Source organism: Polaromonas sp. P4_H1, from assembly GCF_056400945.1.
Genome location: NZ_JBFUKG010000010.1, coordinates 179398 through 194986, shown reverse-complemented (window position 1 = coordinate 194986; position 15589 = coordinate 179398). Strand labels below are relative to the sequence as shown.

General features: G+C 63.3%; 13 protein-coding genes. 5 read left to right on the top strand and 8 right to left on the bottom strand.

The genetic code is table 11. The features are described from left to right. Positions 1 to 15: 15 nt before the first annotated feature. The 5 genes from AC1DS5_RS14830 to AC1DS5_RS14810 all read left to right on the top strand — a co-directional run bounded on the left by AC1DS5_RS14830 (position 16) and on the right by AC1DS5_RS14810 (position 5804). Positions 16 to 570 (top strand): hypothetical protein, encoded by a 555-nt coding sequence (locus tag AC1DS5_RS14830; RefSeq protein ID WP_477719012.1) that lies wholly within the window; start codon positions 16 to 18, stop codon positions 568 to 570. Between the two features lie 65 nt (positions 571 to 635). Then, positions 636 to 1310, top strand: a complete 675-nt coding sequence (locus AC1DS5_RS14825) for a fimbrial biogenesis chaperone (RefSeq protein WP_477719011.1) — start codon at positions 636 to 638, stop codon at positions 1308 to 1310. Positions 1311 to 1351: 41 nt separating this feature from the next. Then, positions 1352 to 3718: a fimbria/pilus outer membrane usher protein gene (locus AC1DS5_RS14820; protein WP_477719010.1), complete on the top strand. Its 2367-nt coding sequence runs from the start codon at positions 1352 to 1354 to the stop codon at positions 3716 to 3718. 184 nt (positions 3719 to 3902) lie between these two features. Beyond that, a complete protein-coding gene (locus tag AC1DS5_RS14815; RefSeq protein ID WP_477719009.1) occupies positions 3903 to 4835 on the top strand; it encodes a Csu type fimbrial protein in 933 nt (310 codons plus the stop codon). 576 nt (positions 4836 to 5411) lie between these two features. Continuing rightward, on the top strand, positions 5412 to 5804 hold the full coding sequence (locus AC1DS5_RS14810; RefSeq protein ID WP_477719008.1) for a hypothetical protein: 393 nt from the start codon (positions 5412 to 5414) through the stop codon (positions 5802 to 5804). An 86-nt stretch (positions 5805 to 5890) separates the two neighbouring features. On the opposite strand, the gene AC1DS5_RS14805 is transcribed toward AC1DS5_RS14810, so the two are convergent. The 8 genes from AC1DS5_RS14805 to AC1DS5_RS14770 form a co-directional block, all read right to left on the bottom strand. Continuing rightward, complete coding sequence (locus AC1DS5_RS14805; protein WP_477719007.1) at positions 5891 to 6271, bottom strand: response regulator; 381 nt, start codon at positions 6269 to 6271, stop codon at positions 5891 to 5893. Between the two features lie 235 nt (positions 6272 to 6506). Next, positions 6507 to 7355, bottom strand: a complete 849-nt coding sequence (locus tag AC1DS5_RS14800) for a pseudouridine synthase (protein ID WP_477719006.1) — start codon at positions 7353 to 7355, stop codon at positions 6507 to 6509. A 95-nt stretch (positions 7356 to 7450) separates the two neighbouring features. Further along, complete coding sequence (gene kdpE, locus AC1DS5_RS14795; RefSeq protein ID WP_477719005.1) at positions 7451 to 8155, bottom strand: two-component system response regulator KdpE; 705 nt, start codon at positions 8153 to 8155, stop codon at positions 7451 to 7453. An 11-nt stretch (positions 8156 to 8166) separates the two neighbouring features. After that, a complete protein-coding gene (locus AC1DS5_RS14790; RefSeq protein ID WP_477719004.1) occupies positions 8167 to 10884 on the bottom strand; it encodes a DUF4118 domain-containing protein in 2718 nt (905 codons plus the stop codon). Between the two features lie 34 nt (positions 10885 to 10918). Continuing rightward, on the bottom strand, positions 10919 to 11491 hold the full coding sequence (kdpC, locus tag AC1DS5_RS14785; protein ID WP_477719003.1) for a potassium-transporting ATPase subunit KdpC: 573 nt from the start codon (positions 11489 to 11491) through the stop codon (positions 10919 to 10921). A 9-nt stretch (positions 11492 to 11500) separates the two neighbouring features. Further along, a complete protein-coding gene (gene kdpB / locus AC1DS5_RS14780; protein WP_477719002.1) occupies positions 11501 to 13621 on the bottom strand; it encodes a potassium-transporting ATPase subunit KdpB in 2121 nt (706 codons plus the stop codon). Positions 13622 to 13645: 24 nt separating this feature from the next. Beyond that, the gene (gene kdpA, locus AC1DS5_RS14775; RefSeq protein ID WP_477719001.1) at positions 13646 to 15445 is read right to left on the bottom strand and encodes a potassium-transporting ATPase subunit KdpA; all 1800 of its coding nucleotides are present in this window, start codon (positions 15443 to 15445) and stop codon (positions 13646 to 13648) included. After that, on the bottom strand, positions 15445 to 15543 hold the full coding sequence (locus AC1DS5_RS14770) for a potassium-transporting ATPase subunit F (protein WP_477719000.1): 99 nt from the start codon (positions 15541 to 15543) through the stop codon (positions 15445 to 15447). Before AC1DS5_RS14770 ends, kdpA begins: the two co-directional genes overlap by 1 nt. Positions 15544 to 15589: the final 46 nt, after the last annotated feature.

Sequence of the window (15589 nt, the reverse complement as noted above, 5' to 3'; positions counted from 1 at the left end):
CCGGCGCCAATGCATATGTCCAACAAGCTCATCCTCGGGGTTTCGCTGATGCTGGCGGCCGCAAGCGGCTTTGCGGGTGGCGCCAGTGGACAGTTCGGCGTGCAGATCACGCTGAACAATGCCGGCGGCAACAGCTGCACCAGCGCGAGCGATTCAGGTACGACCAGTTCTTCGGTCCAGGTGCGGTGCACGACGAACGTGTTTGTCGAGATTGCAGCACGCACAACCACCAGCACCACCCCCCCCAGCACCAGCAGGTTCATGCCCGGCTATCGGCCGGCCCGGGACTCCCTGCTGCCGGACTATTGCCGCAGCGAGCTGTCCCGCGCTGATCGGGTCGCCGGCCTGACCTGCCGCCTCGATGACCAGCGCCAGTTTGCCGCAACCGACGATGAGGGGGACGAGGGCTGGGCTTTTGAGAGCCGGCTCTACGCGGTGAATACCGAAGGCACGGCGCTGCCAACGCAGGCGCGCTCCCGCGTTGAAGACGACCACGGCACCCTGACTTCCATACGTCTGGCCAGTGCGGATGGCCGCTCGGGCCCTGTTGAGATGCTGGTATCCTTCTGAGGATGAACGTCCTGCCGCGCCGAAGCCGCCTTCACCTTGTCAGCTACCTCCTCCTGCTAAGTCTCATGGCCCCTTGGGCCCCTGCCGTTGCCGGTGTGTTTTCCGTGACGCCCGTTCGGCTTTACATGACACCCCGCGACCGGGCCATCGCCGTGACGCTCACCAACGAAGCCGATACCGAAGTCGTGCTGCAGGCCGACATCAATACCTGGAGCCAAAAACCGGATGGGACCGATGAGCTGGTGCTCACCGAAGACCTGATTCTGGCCCCTCCCATCATCAAGCTGGCCCCCAAGGCCAGGCAGGTGGTGCGGCTGGCCTTGCTGAAACCGGCGGATGCAAGCCGGCAGCTGACCTACCGCATGATCATCCGCGAAGTGCCGGAAGCCCTGCCCGCATCGGGCATTCAGGTCCCCATTGCATTGGCCCTGAGCATGCCTGTCTTTATCACGCCACCGGCCGCCAAGCGCCAGATGAACTGCAACACCGGCCGTGCAGACGCCAAAACCGTCAACCTGCAGTGCAGCAACACCGGCACCGCCTATGCGCAGATCCGCGAGGCCGCGGTCATGCGCGGCGACCAGGCGCTCGCCCGCTTTGAGGGCGGCAGCTACATCCTGCCTGGCGCGAGCAAAACCATCAGCCTGCGGAGCGACAAAGCCGTCGCCGCGGGCCCGGCGCAGCTGGTCGTGACGTTCGACGACGGGCAGAACCTGACGACCAGCATCACGCTGCCCTGATCCAGCACGGTATGACAAGGGGGCGTTGCCGGCTTTCACATGTGCGCGCCTGCCTTGTCCTGGCAAGCCTCTGCACGGGCGCCGCTGCGCAAGTCCAAACCACGCCGCCGTCCAACGTTCCGGCCAATGCCCGGTCAGCCAATGACCGGCTGCTTCCGCTGGAAGTGTTCATCAACAGCACCAAAGGCGGCGTCTGGACCCTGCTCGAGCGCAACGGCATTTTGTATGCGCCGTCAGACGCCTTTGACGAGTGGCGCCTGAACCACCAACCCAGCGCCCAGGACATCCAGTTTCAGGGACAGCAGTGGTACCCGCTTTCGGCGATTCCGGGGTTTGAAGCACGGCTCAACTTTGCCACCCAGTCGGTCGACCTGGTGTTTTCGCCGGCCGCCTTCAACGCCGTGCGCCTGACGCAGGAAGCCGCACTGCGTCCCCCGCTGTCGCCCACCATTCCCGCCGTCTTTGCCAACTACGACCTGAACTACACCACCAGCCGCAGCCGCATTGCGGGCAGCGATGACTTGCACGCCAAGGATCTGGGCGCCTTGACGGAGCTCGGGTTTTCGGGGCAATGGGGCCTGGTGACCAGCAGCTACGTTGGCCGCAACCTCGTCAGCCAGGACCCCACCCTGAATGCCTCGTGGCGGCGGCTGGAGACCACCTACACCCGGAATTTCCTGGACAGCAACAGCACGCTGCGACTGGGTGACAGCACCACGCGCACGGGTATCTCGGGCCGCTCCGTTTACTTTGGGGGCTTTCAGTTCGCCAAGAATTTTGCCCTGCAGCCGGGCTTTGTGACGCAGCCCATCCCCACCGTCACGGGGTTGTCTGCCGCGCCCAGCACGGTGGAGCTGTACGTCAATGATGCGCTCCGGCAAACCTCCCGGGTGCCCTCGGGGCCCTTCAGCATTGACAACTTCCCGGCCCTGACGGGCGCCGGCGAAGCCCGGGTCGTGGTGCGCGACATCCTGGGCCGCGAAACCGTCATCACCCAGTCCTTTTTCAGCAATGCCAACCTGCTGGAAGAAAACCTGACGGACTGGAGCTTCGAGCTGGGGGCCATCCGCAACAACCTGGGCACCGACAATGCCAACTACGGCCCGCGCTTCATCGCCGGCCTCTGGCGCAAGGGCCTGAGCAAGAGCCTGACGGTGGAAGGCAACGCCGAGTGGTCCTCCTCGCTGAGCCGTGCCGGCGCGGGTGTCAGCTACGCGTTGCCGTTCCAGATGCTCGGACAAACCGCGCTGGCGGTCAGCCGCAGCGATACCGGCGGCAACGGCGGCAACTGGCTGGTCGGCGTAGAGCGCAGCGGCCTGCGCCACGGCGTTGCCTTCAGCGCGCAAGGTGCATCGCGCGGTTACCGGCAGCTCGGTATTGACACAACATCGCCCCGCCTGCAAACCACCGCCAGCTATAGCTACAGCAGTGACCAGTTCGGGGCGCTCAACCTGAGCTATGCCGGCTTTGACAATTACGAGCTGGGCAAGCTCAACACCCTGAGCCTGAGCTACACCATCCGGCTGGGGCAGCGCAGCGCCCTGACGCTGAGCGCCACCCGGCTCAGCGGCGTGTCTTCCGGCAATTCGCTGGGCGCATTCCTGATTGTGCCGCTCGAAAACCGCATCACCATCGCCTCCGGTGTGACGGCACGCGGCGGCTCGACTGACAGCTATGTGAACGCCAGCCGGGCCCTCAGTGCCGAAACCGGCTGGGGCTGGCGCACCGCTCTGGGCTCGCGTGCCAATGGGGGCTATGCGGAAGGCGGCGCTTATTACCAGGGCACCCAAGGACTGTTTTCAGCCGACGTCAGCGGCGCAAAAAACCAGCAGAACCTGCGCCTGGGCCTGCTCGGCGGCGTCGTGATGGCCGATGGACAGGTCTTCGCCACACGCCGCGTCCAGGACAGCTTTGCGATTGTCGAAGTGCCGGGCTATGCGAATGTGGGCGTGGGCTTTCAGGGCAGCACACTGACCCGCACCAACGACAGCGGCGTGGCGCTCCTGCCGCGCCTGCTGCCCTTCCAGCGCAACAGCGTGCGCCTGGATCCGACCGAGCTGCCGATCAGCGCCGAGCTGGACTCGATTGAGCAGGAGGCCGTGCCGGCCCTGCGCAGCGCCGTCAAGATCACCTTCCCCGTGCGGTCCGGCCGGGGCGCCTTGATCCGCATTGAATTCGACGACGGTGAACCCGCGCCCGCCGGCGCTGAAATCGAACTGGTGGGAGACAAGAAGGAATTCTTTGTCGCCCGGCGCGGAGAGGCTTTTGTTACCGGCCTGCAGGCCAGCAACCGCTTGCGCCTGAAATGGAACGGCGCCAGCTGCACCTTTGACGTGGCCTTGCCGCCCGGCAAGCTGGAGGAGATCACCCGGGTGGGCCCCGTCCGCTGCATCGGCGTCAAACGGTGAAGCGCCTCCGGACGAATGGATCCGGAAAACTGTGCAAAGGGGGCGCACGCCGTGATAATCCACGAACAAAGTTTGCAGTTACCCCGTGCATTGAGGCTTTTGTCACGAGTTGCCCATCCATCTGCCCGCGACGCCTACTGGAAATGGACCAAGTCACCCCTCGCGTAACATAATGTTACCCATCATGGCCATCATGTGTAAAAAGCTTCCCGAAGCAACACCCCGCGATACCGTACGTGGCCGGGTGAGTGCAGTGGTGACTCTGCGCCATTTCCTGCTGGTGGCAGTGGCCTGGGCCGGACTCCTGGCCGCGTGCGCCGCCCACGCCACGATCAGCTGCAGCGTCTCCGGCAATGGATTCACATCGGTTTACGACCCGGTCTCGACGGTGTCGAACGACAACGTATCAAGTGTCACCATCAACTGCTCACGCGCGTCGGGCGACCTCGCTACGACCACCTATTCGCTGGCGGTCAACAATGGCGCCAATCCCAACGGACAAACCAATCGCGCCCGCTACCTGACGAACAACTACCTCAAATACGACGTCTACAAGGATGCCGCCTATTCGACCCGCTGGGGGAGCAACGGGAGTGCGCCGTTCACCGGAACACTCAGCTTTGCCAGCGGCACATCGGCCTCGTTGACCCTTCCCTACTACAACCGGGTGACCGCCCAGCAATCGGCCGTGGTGGGGGATTACACCGACGTGATGACCGCGACGCTCACCTATTCGGTGACGTCAGGGGTCAATGCGATAGCCACGCCAGCCACCATGCCGGTGATCATCACCACCAATCCGCAGTGCCAGTTCAGCACACCGCCTGGCACCATGAGCTTCAGCTATACCTCGTTCCAGTCGACGGCCGCGACAGGCAGCTCGCAATTCGCCACGCGCTGCACCAGCGGACTGCCGTACACGATGGCCCTGGGCTCCACCAGCGGCACGCTGCTGGGCCTGGCCTACAGCCTGTCGCTGAGCGCCGCCAGCGGCACAGGCACCGGCGCCGCCCAGACCTACCTGGTCAATGGCAACATTGCTGCCAATCAGGCAGGCATCTGCGCCACATCGGCCTGCTCCGCCTCCGCCCCGCAGACCATCACCATCAGCTACTGAGTCGCTGCGTCGGCGACGGGTTGACGACGGGTTGACGCGGCAACGATGCCACGCCGCTGTCATCCATCGAACACCGGCGGGCACGTTACACGCTCCGCCTCCCGGCCCGGTCACGCGCCAGTCGGCCCTCGCGCGCCACTGCGAAGGCTGACTCATGGCCTGAGTCGGGGATGCCGATAAGGGATGTCGTCAACGCTCACCGCCGATTGAAGGCCCCTGCGGCTGAAAATCTCTACCCGCCAAGCCAAAGGCCGCCGGATGCTATGACCTTCATAGCATTCAATCCAACTTCCATATGGGTAAACGCCATTTTTCGTCCGAAAAATGCGCCGAGCAAGCCTGCCACGGAACCGGCTCCCAGAAAGGTTTGGCCACCCTTGAGCTCCCAATAAATTGATAAATTTGACGAAAAAAATCGAATTCACGGCCATCGCACGCGCCAAAACTCCTCATTTCACCTAATTTGGTGAAAAATCACACAGATCAGCAAACTGATAACTTAAATTAGATATTGCGCGAATTTATCAATTTAATTAAAATTCAGGCAACAGTTGATAGTTTCAGGGAGTCAGTGCCATGCGAACCTTCACCACCGCCTTTGCCGTTTTGACCATCCAGCTTCTGCTGGCCATGTTCAGCCCCGCCCATGCGCAAAGCAGTTCCGGCACCAGTTCTGGCACGTTTGGCGTCACGATTGTGTTGCGCACCTTCAGCGAAGTGGCCACCGCAGACCATCGCTGCACCCACCGCGGGCAGCCAGAAGGACAGGCCGGCACGCTGCGCATCAGCTGCCCGGCCACAGTGGATGTGCAGGCCATTGCCAGCGCCTCTACCCGCAAAACAGGTCAACAACCCCACATGAATGCCGTGGCCGATCAGGCTAATCAGGCCGATCGCACGCAGCTTGCGGTCGTTGCCGGCCAGCCCATGAATTACCCCAACCCGGTTGAACTGACGATTTCCTGGTAACGCACGACAAGGAACGCGATGCGTGCTCCCCTCCGGAATGCATTGACCGCGCAACCAACATCAAATCCCGGCTGCGGCCACGCCTGTTACCCCTGCAGCGCCGTCTGCTCCATGCAGTAGGCAAAGAGATCATCCAGTTCCCCGGACTTGTCAAACACGGCATCCGCGCCAAGCGCGGCGGCCCGCCTGCGGATCTCGGGCGTAGCGTAGTTGGTCAGCATGACCACCTTCTGGAAAGGCTCGCGGTTGCGGCAGCCCTCCAAGACACCGAGACCGCTGCCCTCCTTCAAAAACAGGTCGACGATCGCCAGGTGCCACTCGCCGTTGTGCACGGTGAGCCAGCGGTGGGCATCCGCCTCGGTGGCACCAAAACCAGTGACCTTGACCGCGCAGATTTCCTCCAGCGTCTCGATCAGGTTCTCGAGGACGGTCTCGTTGTCTTCCGCCAGATAGGTAATGAGTGCCATGATGAGAGCGCAGGTGGGTGGGGGTAGACGGGGGTGATTTGATGACGTGGCCGGGCTGCTGCGCGTTTGGGACCTGTGAGACATGGCCAAGCCCTTAAAGACACTTTAGGCCGCATCAAGCAAAATGTTGCCAGCCTTTGGCGTACGTCGTCGTAGGACAGAGTGCGCCCTGCGCTGGCAAGGACGGTGGTGCTCCTGCAGCGTTACCGACCGCTGCAGATCACCACGGCAAAGGCTAAAAAGACTCGTGCGCCGCCAGGTAGCGCCACTGGCCTACCGGCAAATGGCCGAGGTTGACCCGACCTATCCGCACGCGCTTCAGTCCAGTCACAAAAAGCCCCACTTGCTCGCACATGCGGCGAATCTGGCGCTTTTTGCCCTCTTTGAGCACAAACCGCAGCTGCTCGGGGTTTTGCCAGTCCACCTGCGCCGTGCGCAAGGCCTGCCCGTCGAGGCTCAGACCATGGCGCAGCAAGGCCAGCTTTTCACGCGGGAACACCGCCTGCACATTGTTCGTTTCGGCGCCGTAGCTGACCCGCACCAGGTATTCTTTTTCGATCTCCGAGTTTTCACCGATGAGCTGGCGCGCCACGCGCCCGTCCTGTGTCAGCACCAGCAAGCCGATGGAGTCAATGTCCAGGCGGCCGGCCGGCGCCAGGCCCCGCAACTGCTCGGGACCCCAGCGCATGCGGCTGTTGCACTCGCGCCAGCGGTTTTGCGGCTGTACCAGCACCACCGCAGGCTCATGGCCGTCTTCAGCCTGGCCGCTGACATAGCCAACGGGTTTGTTGATCAGAATGGTGACCTGCTGGCGCTGCTGCTGCTCGGCCTGGCGATCCACTTCGATGCGTGCATCAGGGGCGACCGGCTGGCCCATCACGGCGGGCGCTCCATTCACCAGCACCCAGCCGCGGGCAATCCAGTCGTCGGCCTCGCGTCGCGAGCACAGGCCCAACTCGGCCATGCGTTTGTTCAGCCGCACGGTGGACGGTGGCGCACCTGCGGCGGAAGCAGCGGCTTTCGGAATACGCACCGCGGTGCCGGATGGCGGCGATGCTGTTTTAGGTTTCAGGGGATCTTGCATTTGCTATCTATTTTGTAGCTTACTATGCCCGTACATATTGGAAGAAATCCATATTTAGCTCTGATTATCGTGGAAATCCGGCACCGACCGGGGCCTCAGGACACCAGCAACCGGTAACCGACCGCCGTTTCCGTAAGCAGGTGCTTGGGCTGCGCCGGGTCGGTTTCCAGCTTTTGGCGCAGGTGCCCCATGTAAATACGCAGGTAGTGGCTCTGCGCCGCATGAGACGGCCCCCAGACCTCGCGCAGCAACTGGCGGTGCGTCAACACACGGCCGGCGTTGGTCATCAACACCGTCAGCAGCCGGTACTCGATCGGCGTCAGGTGAACCTCGACCCCCTGGCGCCGCACCAGCCGGGCCTGCCGGTCAACCACCACGTCGCCAAAGCTGAACAGTGGCTCCGCAGGCGCGCCGTCGACGCCGGCAGCGCGTGGCCGACGCAGATTGGCGCGCACCCGGGCCAGCAACTCGCCCACGCCAAAAGGTTTGGTCAGGTAGTCGTCGGCCCCGGCGTCAAGCGCGGCAATCTTGTCAGCCTCATCGACCCGCGCCGACAGCACCACAATCGGCACGCCCGACCAACTGCGCACATCGCGGATCACGTCCAGGCCGTCACCATCGGGCAGGCCCAGGTCCAGCACCAGCAGATCGGGTTTGCGGGTGCCGGCCTCGGTCAGCCCGCGCTGCGCGGTGTCGGCTTCAAACACCTGCCAGCCCTCGGCTTCGAGCGCGGCGCGCACAAAGCGGCGAATCTGCGGCTCATCTTCAATGACAACGGCAACGGGCGTGGGCTGGGACATTCGGTATGGGGTCAGGGATTTTCGGGCAGGCTTTGTGGTGGTGGACGGCGCGGCAGGCTCATGGTGAATTCTGCACCACCGCCTGAGGCGTTGGCCGCCGTGATCTGGCCGCGATGCGCATCAACCACCGCCTGGCAGATGGCCAGGCCCAGGCCCACGCCCGGCGTGGCCGACTCGGCGACGCCGCGCGTGAATTTCTCAAACAACTCGTGTTCGCGGCCCTTGAGCGCAGCGGGCAATCCGGGCCCATGGTCACGCACCGTCAGCACCAGAGCCTGGTCGGTCACATGCGCGCTGACTTCAACAGGCAAATTTCCGGAGCCTCCATATTTGCCGGCGTTTTCCAGCAGATTGACCAGCGCGCGTTCTATCAGCACCGCATCAAACTCCACCAGTGGAAGATCGGCCGGCAACGCCGTCTTGACGGTTTTGCCCGCCAGCGCGTGCTGCGCCTGGCGAATCGCCGAGCCCACAATCTCTTCGACCGACTGCCACTCGTTTTTGAGGTTGACGGCGCCGCTTTGCAGACGCGCCATGTCCAGCAGGTTGTTGACCAGCGCACTCAGGTGGCGTGCCTCGTCGCTGATGGCACGCGCGGCCTGGGCTTGGGCGTGGCTCAGCGGCGGTGTGGTTCGCTGCAACGAGTCGGCTAGGCCAATCAACGCCGTCAGTGGTGTACGCACGTCGTGCGAAATGGCGGCCAGCAGCACATTGCGCAGTTTTTCCGACTCCATTTGCACCAGCGCCTGCTGCGCAACCTCGACGTAATGCACCCGCTCCAGCGCAATCGCAATTTGCCGCGCCAGCGTGTCCAGTTGCTGCTGTTGCTCGGGAATCAGCAGCCAGCGCGGCTGGTCAGGCTTGAGCGCCAGCACACCGCGCACCCGCATGGGCGCCCTGAGCGGGATGTAATGCCAGGCTTGCGCCGACAAGGTCGAAGTGGCCAGGCCGGCGGCCTGCTCGTTGCGAAACGCCCAGTCGGCCACGCCCGCGTCGAAATCAACCGGTGCGTTGCTGCCGGGCAGCACCAGCTGGTCATTGGCATCGGTGGTCAGCACCAGCGCCTGGCCGCCAAAGTTGCGCTGCACCGCCGCCTCGCCCAGCTCGGTTACCTGCAAACTCAAGAGCGCAGCCGACAGGTCGCGCGTCAGTTCAAACAGCGATTGCGCGCGGCGTTCCCGGCTCGATGAAATGCGTGCCTGAAAGCGCAGCCCCGCCGTGAGCTGGCCCGTCAGCAACCCCACCACCAGCATCACCGCAAAGGTCAACAGGTACTGCACGTCGCTCACCGCGAACGACAGGCGCGGCGGCACAAAGAAAAAGTCAAAGGCCGCCACATTGAGAAAAGCAGCCAGCGCCGCTGGGCCACGGCCGAACTTCAGCGCGACCAACACCGTGCCCAGCAAAAACAGCATGACGATGTTGGCCAGGTCGAAAAACCTGAACAGCGGCAAGGCCACCAAGGTGATGGCCGCGCTGCTGGCCATGGCCCAGGCATAACGCGGCAGGCTGCCGTGCCAGGCGGCAGCGTCTTCTTCATCCGTGCGCAACACGGCCCGTGCCAGCCGCCGCGCGCTCTCGGCATGACCCACCTCCACAATGTCTAGCGCGGGCGACAGCGTGGCCAGCTGGCGCGTCATGGTGCGCCGACTCCACAGGGCGGACCAGCCCGACAGCTGCGGCCGCCCGACCACCAGCGTGGCGCAGTTCAGCAGTTGCGCCTGCGCCACCAGTTCGGTGGCTGCATCGCTACCCGCCAACACAGCGGTGGTGGCGCCCAGCTCTTCAGCCAGCTTGATCACCGCCAGAATCCGGTCGCGCTCGGCCACCGCCAGCCGCTGCAGGCGCGGCGTTTCCACATAGGCCGCATGCCAGCGCACATTGAGCTGGCCGGCCATCCGCGCTGCCGTGCGCACGGTCTGCTCGGCGCCTTCGCGCGGACCGATGCAGGCCAGAATCGCGCCTTCGGTGTTCCACACCGAGGCGATGGATTTCTCGACCCGGTAGCTGCGCACATCGTCTTCCACATGCTCGGCCGTGCGGCGCAAGGCGATCTCGCGCAGCGCAATCAGGTTGCCCTTGCGAAAAAAGTTTTTCGCCGCACGCTCGGCCTGCTGCGGCAGGTAAACCTTGCCGGCTTTCAGCCGCGCCATCAGCTCATCGGGCGTGACATCGACCAGGATGATTTCGTCGGCATCGTCCAGCACGGTGTCGGGCACGGTCTCATTGACGCGAATGCCGGTGATGGCGCCCACCGTGCCGTTCAGGCTTTCGAGGTGCTGCACATTGACAGCGGACCAGACGTCGATACCGGCTTCGAGCAGTTCCTGCACATCCTGCCAGCGCTTCGGGTGGCGCGAGCCGTCCACATTGCTGTGCGCCAGTTCATCGACCAGGAGCACAGCGGGCTTGCGCGCAAGCGCCGCGTCGAGGTCGAACTCCTGCAAGGTACGGTCGCGGTAAGGCACCTGGCGCAGCGGCAGTTGCGCCAGCCCGGCCAGCAGCTCCGCCGTTTCGCTGCGCCCGTGCGTCTCGACCACGCCGACCAGCACCTCACGTCCGGCCTTGCTTTCGCGCTGTGCGGCGCTGAGCATGGCGTAGGTTTTGCCGACCCCCGCGTTCGCCCCGAAATAGATGCGCAGCTTGCCGCGCGCGCCCTGTTCTGCCTGCTGCTGCAGTTGTAGCAACAGCACGTCAGGGTCGGGGCGTTGGTTGCTGGATACCTTCATGGCAACAGATTACCGCATGCCTTGGCGCATTCATTCACTTCAAGTCATCCAGCGCCAGATTCAGCTTGAGCACATTGACGCGCGATTCACCCAGAAAACCAGCCAGCGGCGTTTCGGTTTGCTGATCGACGAGCCCCTGTACCTTCTCGACAGGCAGGCTGCGCGCCTTGGCCACGCGCGCCACCTGGTAACGGGCCGCAGCCGGGCTGATGTGCGGATCAAGTCCGCTGGCAGAAGCGGTAACCAGATCCACCGGCACTGTAGCCGTGTTGCCCGGATCGGCCGCCTTGAGCGCCTCGATGCGGCCTTTGACCGCATCGGCCAGCGCCGGGTTCAGCGGGCCCTGGTTGGAGCCGCTGGAAGCGGATGGGTTGTAAGGCATGGGTCCGGTTGCCGAAGGCCGGCCCCAGAAATGGCCGGGCTCGCTGAAGTTCTGCCCGATCAGCGCCGAGCCGACCGGTTTGCCGTCACGCAGGATCAGGCTGCCTGCGGCCTGCACCGGAAACAGCGACTGCGCCACGCCGGTCACCACCAGCGGGTAGGCCACGCCGGTGACCAGCGTAAGAACAAAGAAAAGAATCAGCGCGGGACGAAGAATGTTTTTCATGAATTTTCCTTAAACGAGGTTCATGGCCACCAGCAGCAGGTCGATCGCCTTGATTCCGATAAAAGGCACGATCAAACCGCCCAGGCCGTAAATCAACAGGTTGCGGCGCAGCAGCGCGGCAGCGCCGACAGCACGGTACTTGACACCTTTAAGCGCCAGCGGGATCAGGAACATGATGATCAGCGCATTGAAAATCACCGCCGACAAAATCGCCGATGAAGGGCTGCCCAGCTGCATCACATTGAGAGCGGCCAGCTGCGGATAGGTCGTCACAAAAATCGCCGGAATGATGGCGAAGTACTTGGCCACGTCATTGGCAATCGAGAAGGTGGTGAGCGAGCCGCGCGTCATCAGCAGCGCCTTGCCGGTCTCCACAATCTCCAGCAGCTTGGTCGGGTTGGAGTCCAGATCGACCATGTTGCCAGCCTCCCTGGCGGCCTGGGTGCCGCTGTTCATCGCCACCGCCACGTCGGCCTGCGCCAATGCGGGTGCATCGTTGGTGCCATCGCCCGTCATCGCCACCAGCCGGCCTTCGGCCTGGTACTGGCGAATCAGCTTGAGTTTGTCTTCAGGCGTGGCCTCGGCCAGGAAATCATCGACGCCGGCTTCCGCCGCAATGGCTGCCGCCGTGAGCCTGTTGTCTCCGGTGATCATCACGGTCTTGATGCCCATGCGGCGCAGTTCGCCAAAGCGCTCCTTGATGCCGCCCTTGACGATGTCCTTGAGCTCGATGACGCCGAGCACGCGAGTCGAGTCGCTGACTACCAGCGGCGTGCTGCCGCGGCGCGCGACGTCGTCGACGGTCGCCTGCAACGCGGACGGGAAGCTGCCGCCCAGCGATTCGACATGCTTGCGGATCGCCGCGGCTGCGCCCTTGCGCACCTGGCGAACCTCGACCGCCGTGGCCACGCCGCCGTTCTCCGACTCGGCTTCGCCGCCCGTGGCGATGTCCACGCCGCTCATGCGCGTTTGCGCCGAGAAGTGAAGGAAATGCGCGCCCAGGCTTTGCAGGTCGCGCTCGCGCAGGTTGAACTTCTGCTTGGCGAGCACGACGATGCTGCGGCCTTCGGGCGTCTCGTCGGCCAGCGACGCGAGTTGCGCCGCGTCGGCGAGTTCACTCTCCTTCACGCCCGGCGCGGGCAGGAAAGCCGAGGCCTGGCGATTGCCGAGCGTGATGGTGCCGGTCTTGTCCAGCAGCAGCACATCCACGTCGCCGGCCGCTTCGACTGCACGACCCGAGGTAGCGATCACATTGGCCTGCATCATGCGGCTCATGCCCGCCACACCGACGGCAGACAGCAGGCCGCCTATGGTCGTGGGAATCAGGCACACCAGCAAGGCGACCAGCGCGGTGATGCTCACCACCGTGCCGGCCTTGACCGCCTCCACACTGAAAATGGAGTACGGCAACAGCGTGACCGTGACGACCAAAAACACGATGGTCAGCGCCACCAGCAAAATCGTCAGCGCAATTTCATTCGGTGTTTTCTGGCGTTTGGCGCCCTCGACCATGCTGATCATGCGGTCGAGGAAAGACTCGCCGGGATTGACCGCGATGCGCACCACCAGCCAGTCGGACAGCACGCGGGTGCCGCCCGTCACCGACGAGAAGTCGCCGCCCGACTCGCGCACCACGGGCGCCGATTCGCCGGTGATGGCGCTTTCGTCGACCGAAGCGACGCCTTCGATGACTTCACCATCGAGCGGAACCATGTCGTTGGCCTCCACCAGAACCACATCACCTTTACGCAGGTTCTCGGCCTTCTCCGGCAACCAGGCCCCGCCGTGTCTCGGTTCCTTGAGCTTTTTGGCCCAGGTGCTTTTTTTCAGGCTGCGCAGTGATGCTGCCTGGGCTTTGCTGCGCCCTTCGGCCATTGCTTCGGCAAAGTTAGCAAACAGCACGGTGAACCAGAGCCAGAGGGCCACGGCGAAAATGAAGCTCGCTGGCGACTCACCCTTGCCCTGCAAGGCCTGCAGACCCAGCAAGGTCGTCAGGATGCTGCCGATATAGACGACAAACATCACCGGATTGCGCCATTGCACACGTGGGTTCAGCTTGGTGAACGAAGCCGCGATGGCCGGCTTGAGAAGAGCCGGGTCCAGCAATACAAAAGATTTTTTGATACTCATGGTAATTACTCTTTGCCTTGCGGTTTATTTGCCTGACCACAGCATCAGGTGCTCAACCATCGGACCCAGCGCGAGGGCAGGCACGTAATTGAGCAGGCCCACCAGCAGCACGGTGCCGATCAGCAGCGTCACGAACAGCGGGCCGTGCGTGGGCATGGTTCCTGCCGTTACCGGCAGGCGTTTTTTGGCGGCCAGTGCACCTGCAATAGCCAGCACCGGCACGATCACGCCAAAGCGGCCCAGCCACATGACAATGCCCAGCAGCGTGTTGTAGAACGGCGTGTTGGCCGAAAGACCGGCAAACGCGCTGCCATTGTTGTTGCCCGCCGAAGTCAGCGCATAAAGGATTTCGGAAAAACCGTGTGCGCCTGGGTTGGCGATGCCCGCCTTGCCGGCGCCTGCCAGCACGGCAACGGCGGTTCCTGCCAGCACCAGAATTGGCGTCACCAGAATGGCGATCGAGGTCAGCTTCATTTCATGCGACTCGATTTTTTTGCCCAGATACTCCGGCGTGCGGCCAATCATCAGGCCGGCAATGAACACCGCCAGGATGGCGAAAATCAGCATGCCATAGAGGCCGGTGCCGACACCGCCAAACACGACTTCGCCCAGTTGCATCATCACCATGGGCACCATGCCACCCAATGGGGTGAGCGAATCGTGCATGGCGTTCACTGCACCACACGATGCAGCCGTGGTGATGACCGCGAACAGGGCGGAGGCGTTGATGCCGAAACGGGTTTCCTTGCCTTCCATGTTGCCGCCCGATTGCAGGGCGCTGGCCGTCTGGTCCACACCCAGCGGCGACAGCAGCGGGTTGCCCACCTGCTCTGCGGGCGTGATGGCCACCACCGCAATCACGAAAACCACAGTCATCGCCGCCAGCACGGCCCAGCCCTGGCGCAGGTCACCGACCTCGCGGCCAAACGCAAAGCACAGCGCGGCCGGGATCAGGAAAATCGACAGCATCTGGAAAAAATTGCTCAGCGCGGTCGGGTTTTCATAGGGGTGCGCCGAATTGGCATTGAAGAAGCCGCCGCCGTTGGTGCCCAGCATCTTGATGGCTTCCTGCGAAGCGACCGGGCCCATGGCCAGCGTCTGCTTGTCGGTCTTGGCGTCTTCCATGGCAGGATTGCCCTTGTCGTCCTTCAGGGCCTGGCCGTCGGGACCATTTTTCGGCTGCTGGTAGCTGTTGACCTCCAATGTGCTCACGTCTTTGTAAGCACCAAAGTTCTGGATCACGCCCTGCCCCACGAGGAAGATGGCAAACACCAGCGACAGCGGCACCAGCAGCCAGGCCGTGATGCGCGTGACGTCCGCCCAGAAGTTGCCGATGACGCCGGTTGAGCGCGCGGCAAAGCCGCGAAAGAGCGCGAATACCACGGCGATGCCGGTGGCCGCCGAGAAAAAGTTCTGTACCGCGAGCACCAGCATCTGCGTCAGGTAGCTCATGGTGGCTTCACCACTATAGCCCTGCCAGTTGGTGTTGGTCACAAAGCTGACGGCGGTATTGAAAGCCGAGTCAGGCGACACGGCCGCCATGCCGGCAGGATTCAGCGGAAGCCATACCTGCAGGCGTTGCAACGCATAAACAGCCAGAACGCCCAGTGCATTGAAGGCCAGTAAGGCCAGCGCATAGTGCGACCAGTTCATGGACTTGTCCGCGGACGTGCCGGCCAGGCGGTACAAAGGTGCTTCCAGCTTGTGCATCCAGCCCGGAAGCCGGCCCGAACAAAGACGCGCGAGCCAGATGCCAAGCGGCCAGGATGCCACCAGCAAAACGCTCAGGAAAAGAGCCAGCAGGCCCCAAGAGGAGTTAGTCATCAGAACTCCTCGGCGCAGATCAGCGCACAAACCAGATAGGCGAGCAGCACAATTGCACAGACGCCACCAAAGCCGTACAGGACGTCAAGGCCGATCATGAGCGGCCTCCCCGCGGACGTTCCAGCTTCTGGAAACCCCAGACCA

Bases quoted from the DNA above. Each gene is read 5' to 3' on its own strand.
- AC1DS5_RS14830 (WP_477719012.1), top strand. From the start codon at position 16: ATGTCCAACAAGCTCATCCTCGGGGTTTCGCTGATGCTGGCGGCCGCA.
- AC1DS5_RS14825 (WP_477719011.1), top strand. From the start codon at position 636: ATGGCCCCTTGGGCCCCTGCCGTTGCCGGTGTGTTTTCCGTGACGCCC.
- AC1DS5_RS14815 (WP_477719009.1), top strand. From the start codon at position 3,903: ATGGCCATCATGTGTAAAAAGCTTCCCGAAGCAACACCCCGCGATACC.
- AC1DS5_RS14810 (WP_477719008.1), top strand. From the start codon at position 5,412: ATGCGAACCTTCACCACCGCCTTTGCCGTTTTGACCATCCAGCTTCTG.
- AC1DS5_RS14805 (WP_477719007.1), bottom strand. From the start codon at position 6,271: ATGGCACTCATTACCTATCTGGCGGAAGACAACGAGACCGTCCTCGAG.
- AC1DS5_RS14800 (WP_477719006.1), bottom strand. From the start codon at position 7,355: ATGCAAGATCCCCTGAAACCTAAAACAGCATCGCCGCCATCCGGCACC.
- kdpE (WP_477719005.1), bottom strand. From the start codon at position 8,155: ATGTCCCAGCCCACGCCCGTTGCCGTTGTCATTGAAGATGAGCCGCAG.
- AC1DS5_RS14790 (WP_477719004.1), bottom strand. From the start codon at position 10,884: ATGAAGGTATCCAGCAACCAACGCCCCGACCCTGACGTGCTGTTGCTA.
- kdpC (WP_477719003.1), bottom strand. From the start codon at position 11,491: ATGAAAAACATTCTTCGTCCCGCGCTGATTCTTTTCTTTGTTCTTACG.
- kdpB (WP_477719002.1), bottom strand. From the start codon at position 13,621: ATGAGTATCAAAAAATCTTTTGTATTGCTGGACCCGGCTCTTCTCAAG.
- kdpA (WP_477719001.1), bottom strand. From the start codon at position 15,445: ATGACTAACTCCTCTTGGGGCCTGCTGGCTCTTTTCCTGAGCGTTTTG.
- AC1DS5_RS14770 (WP_477719000.1), bottom strand. From the start codon at position 15,543: ATGATCGGCCTTGACGTCCTGTACGGCTTTGGTGGCGTCTGTGCAATT.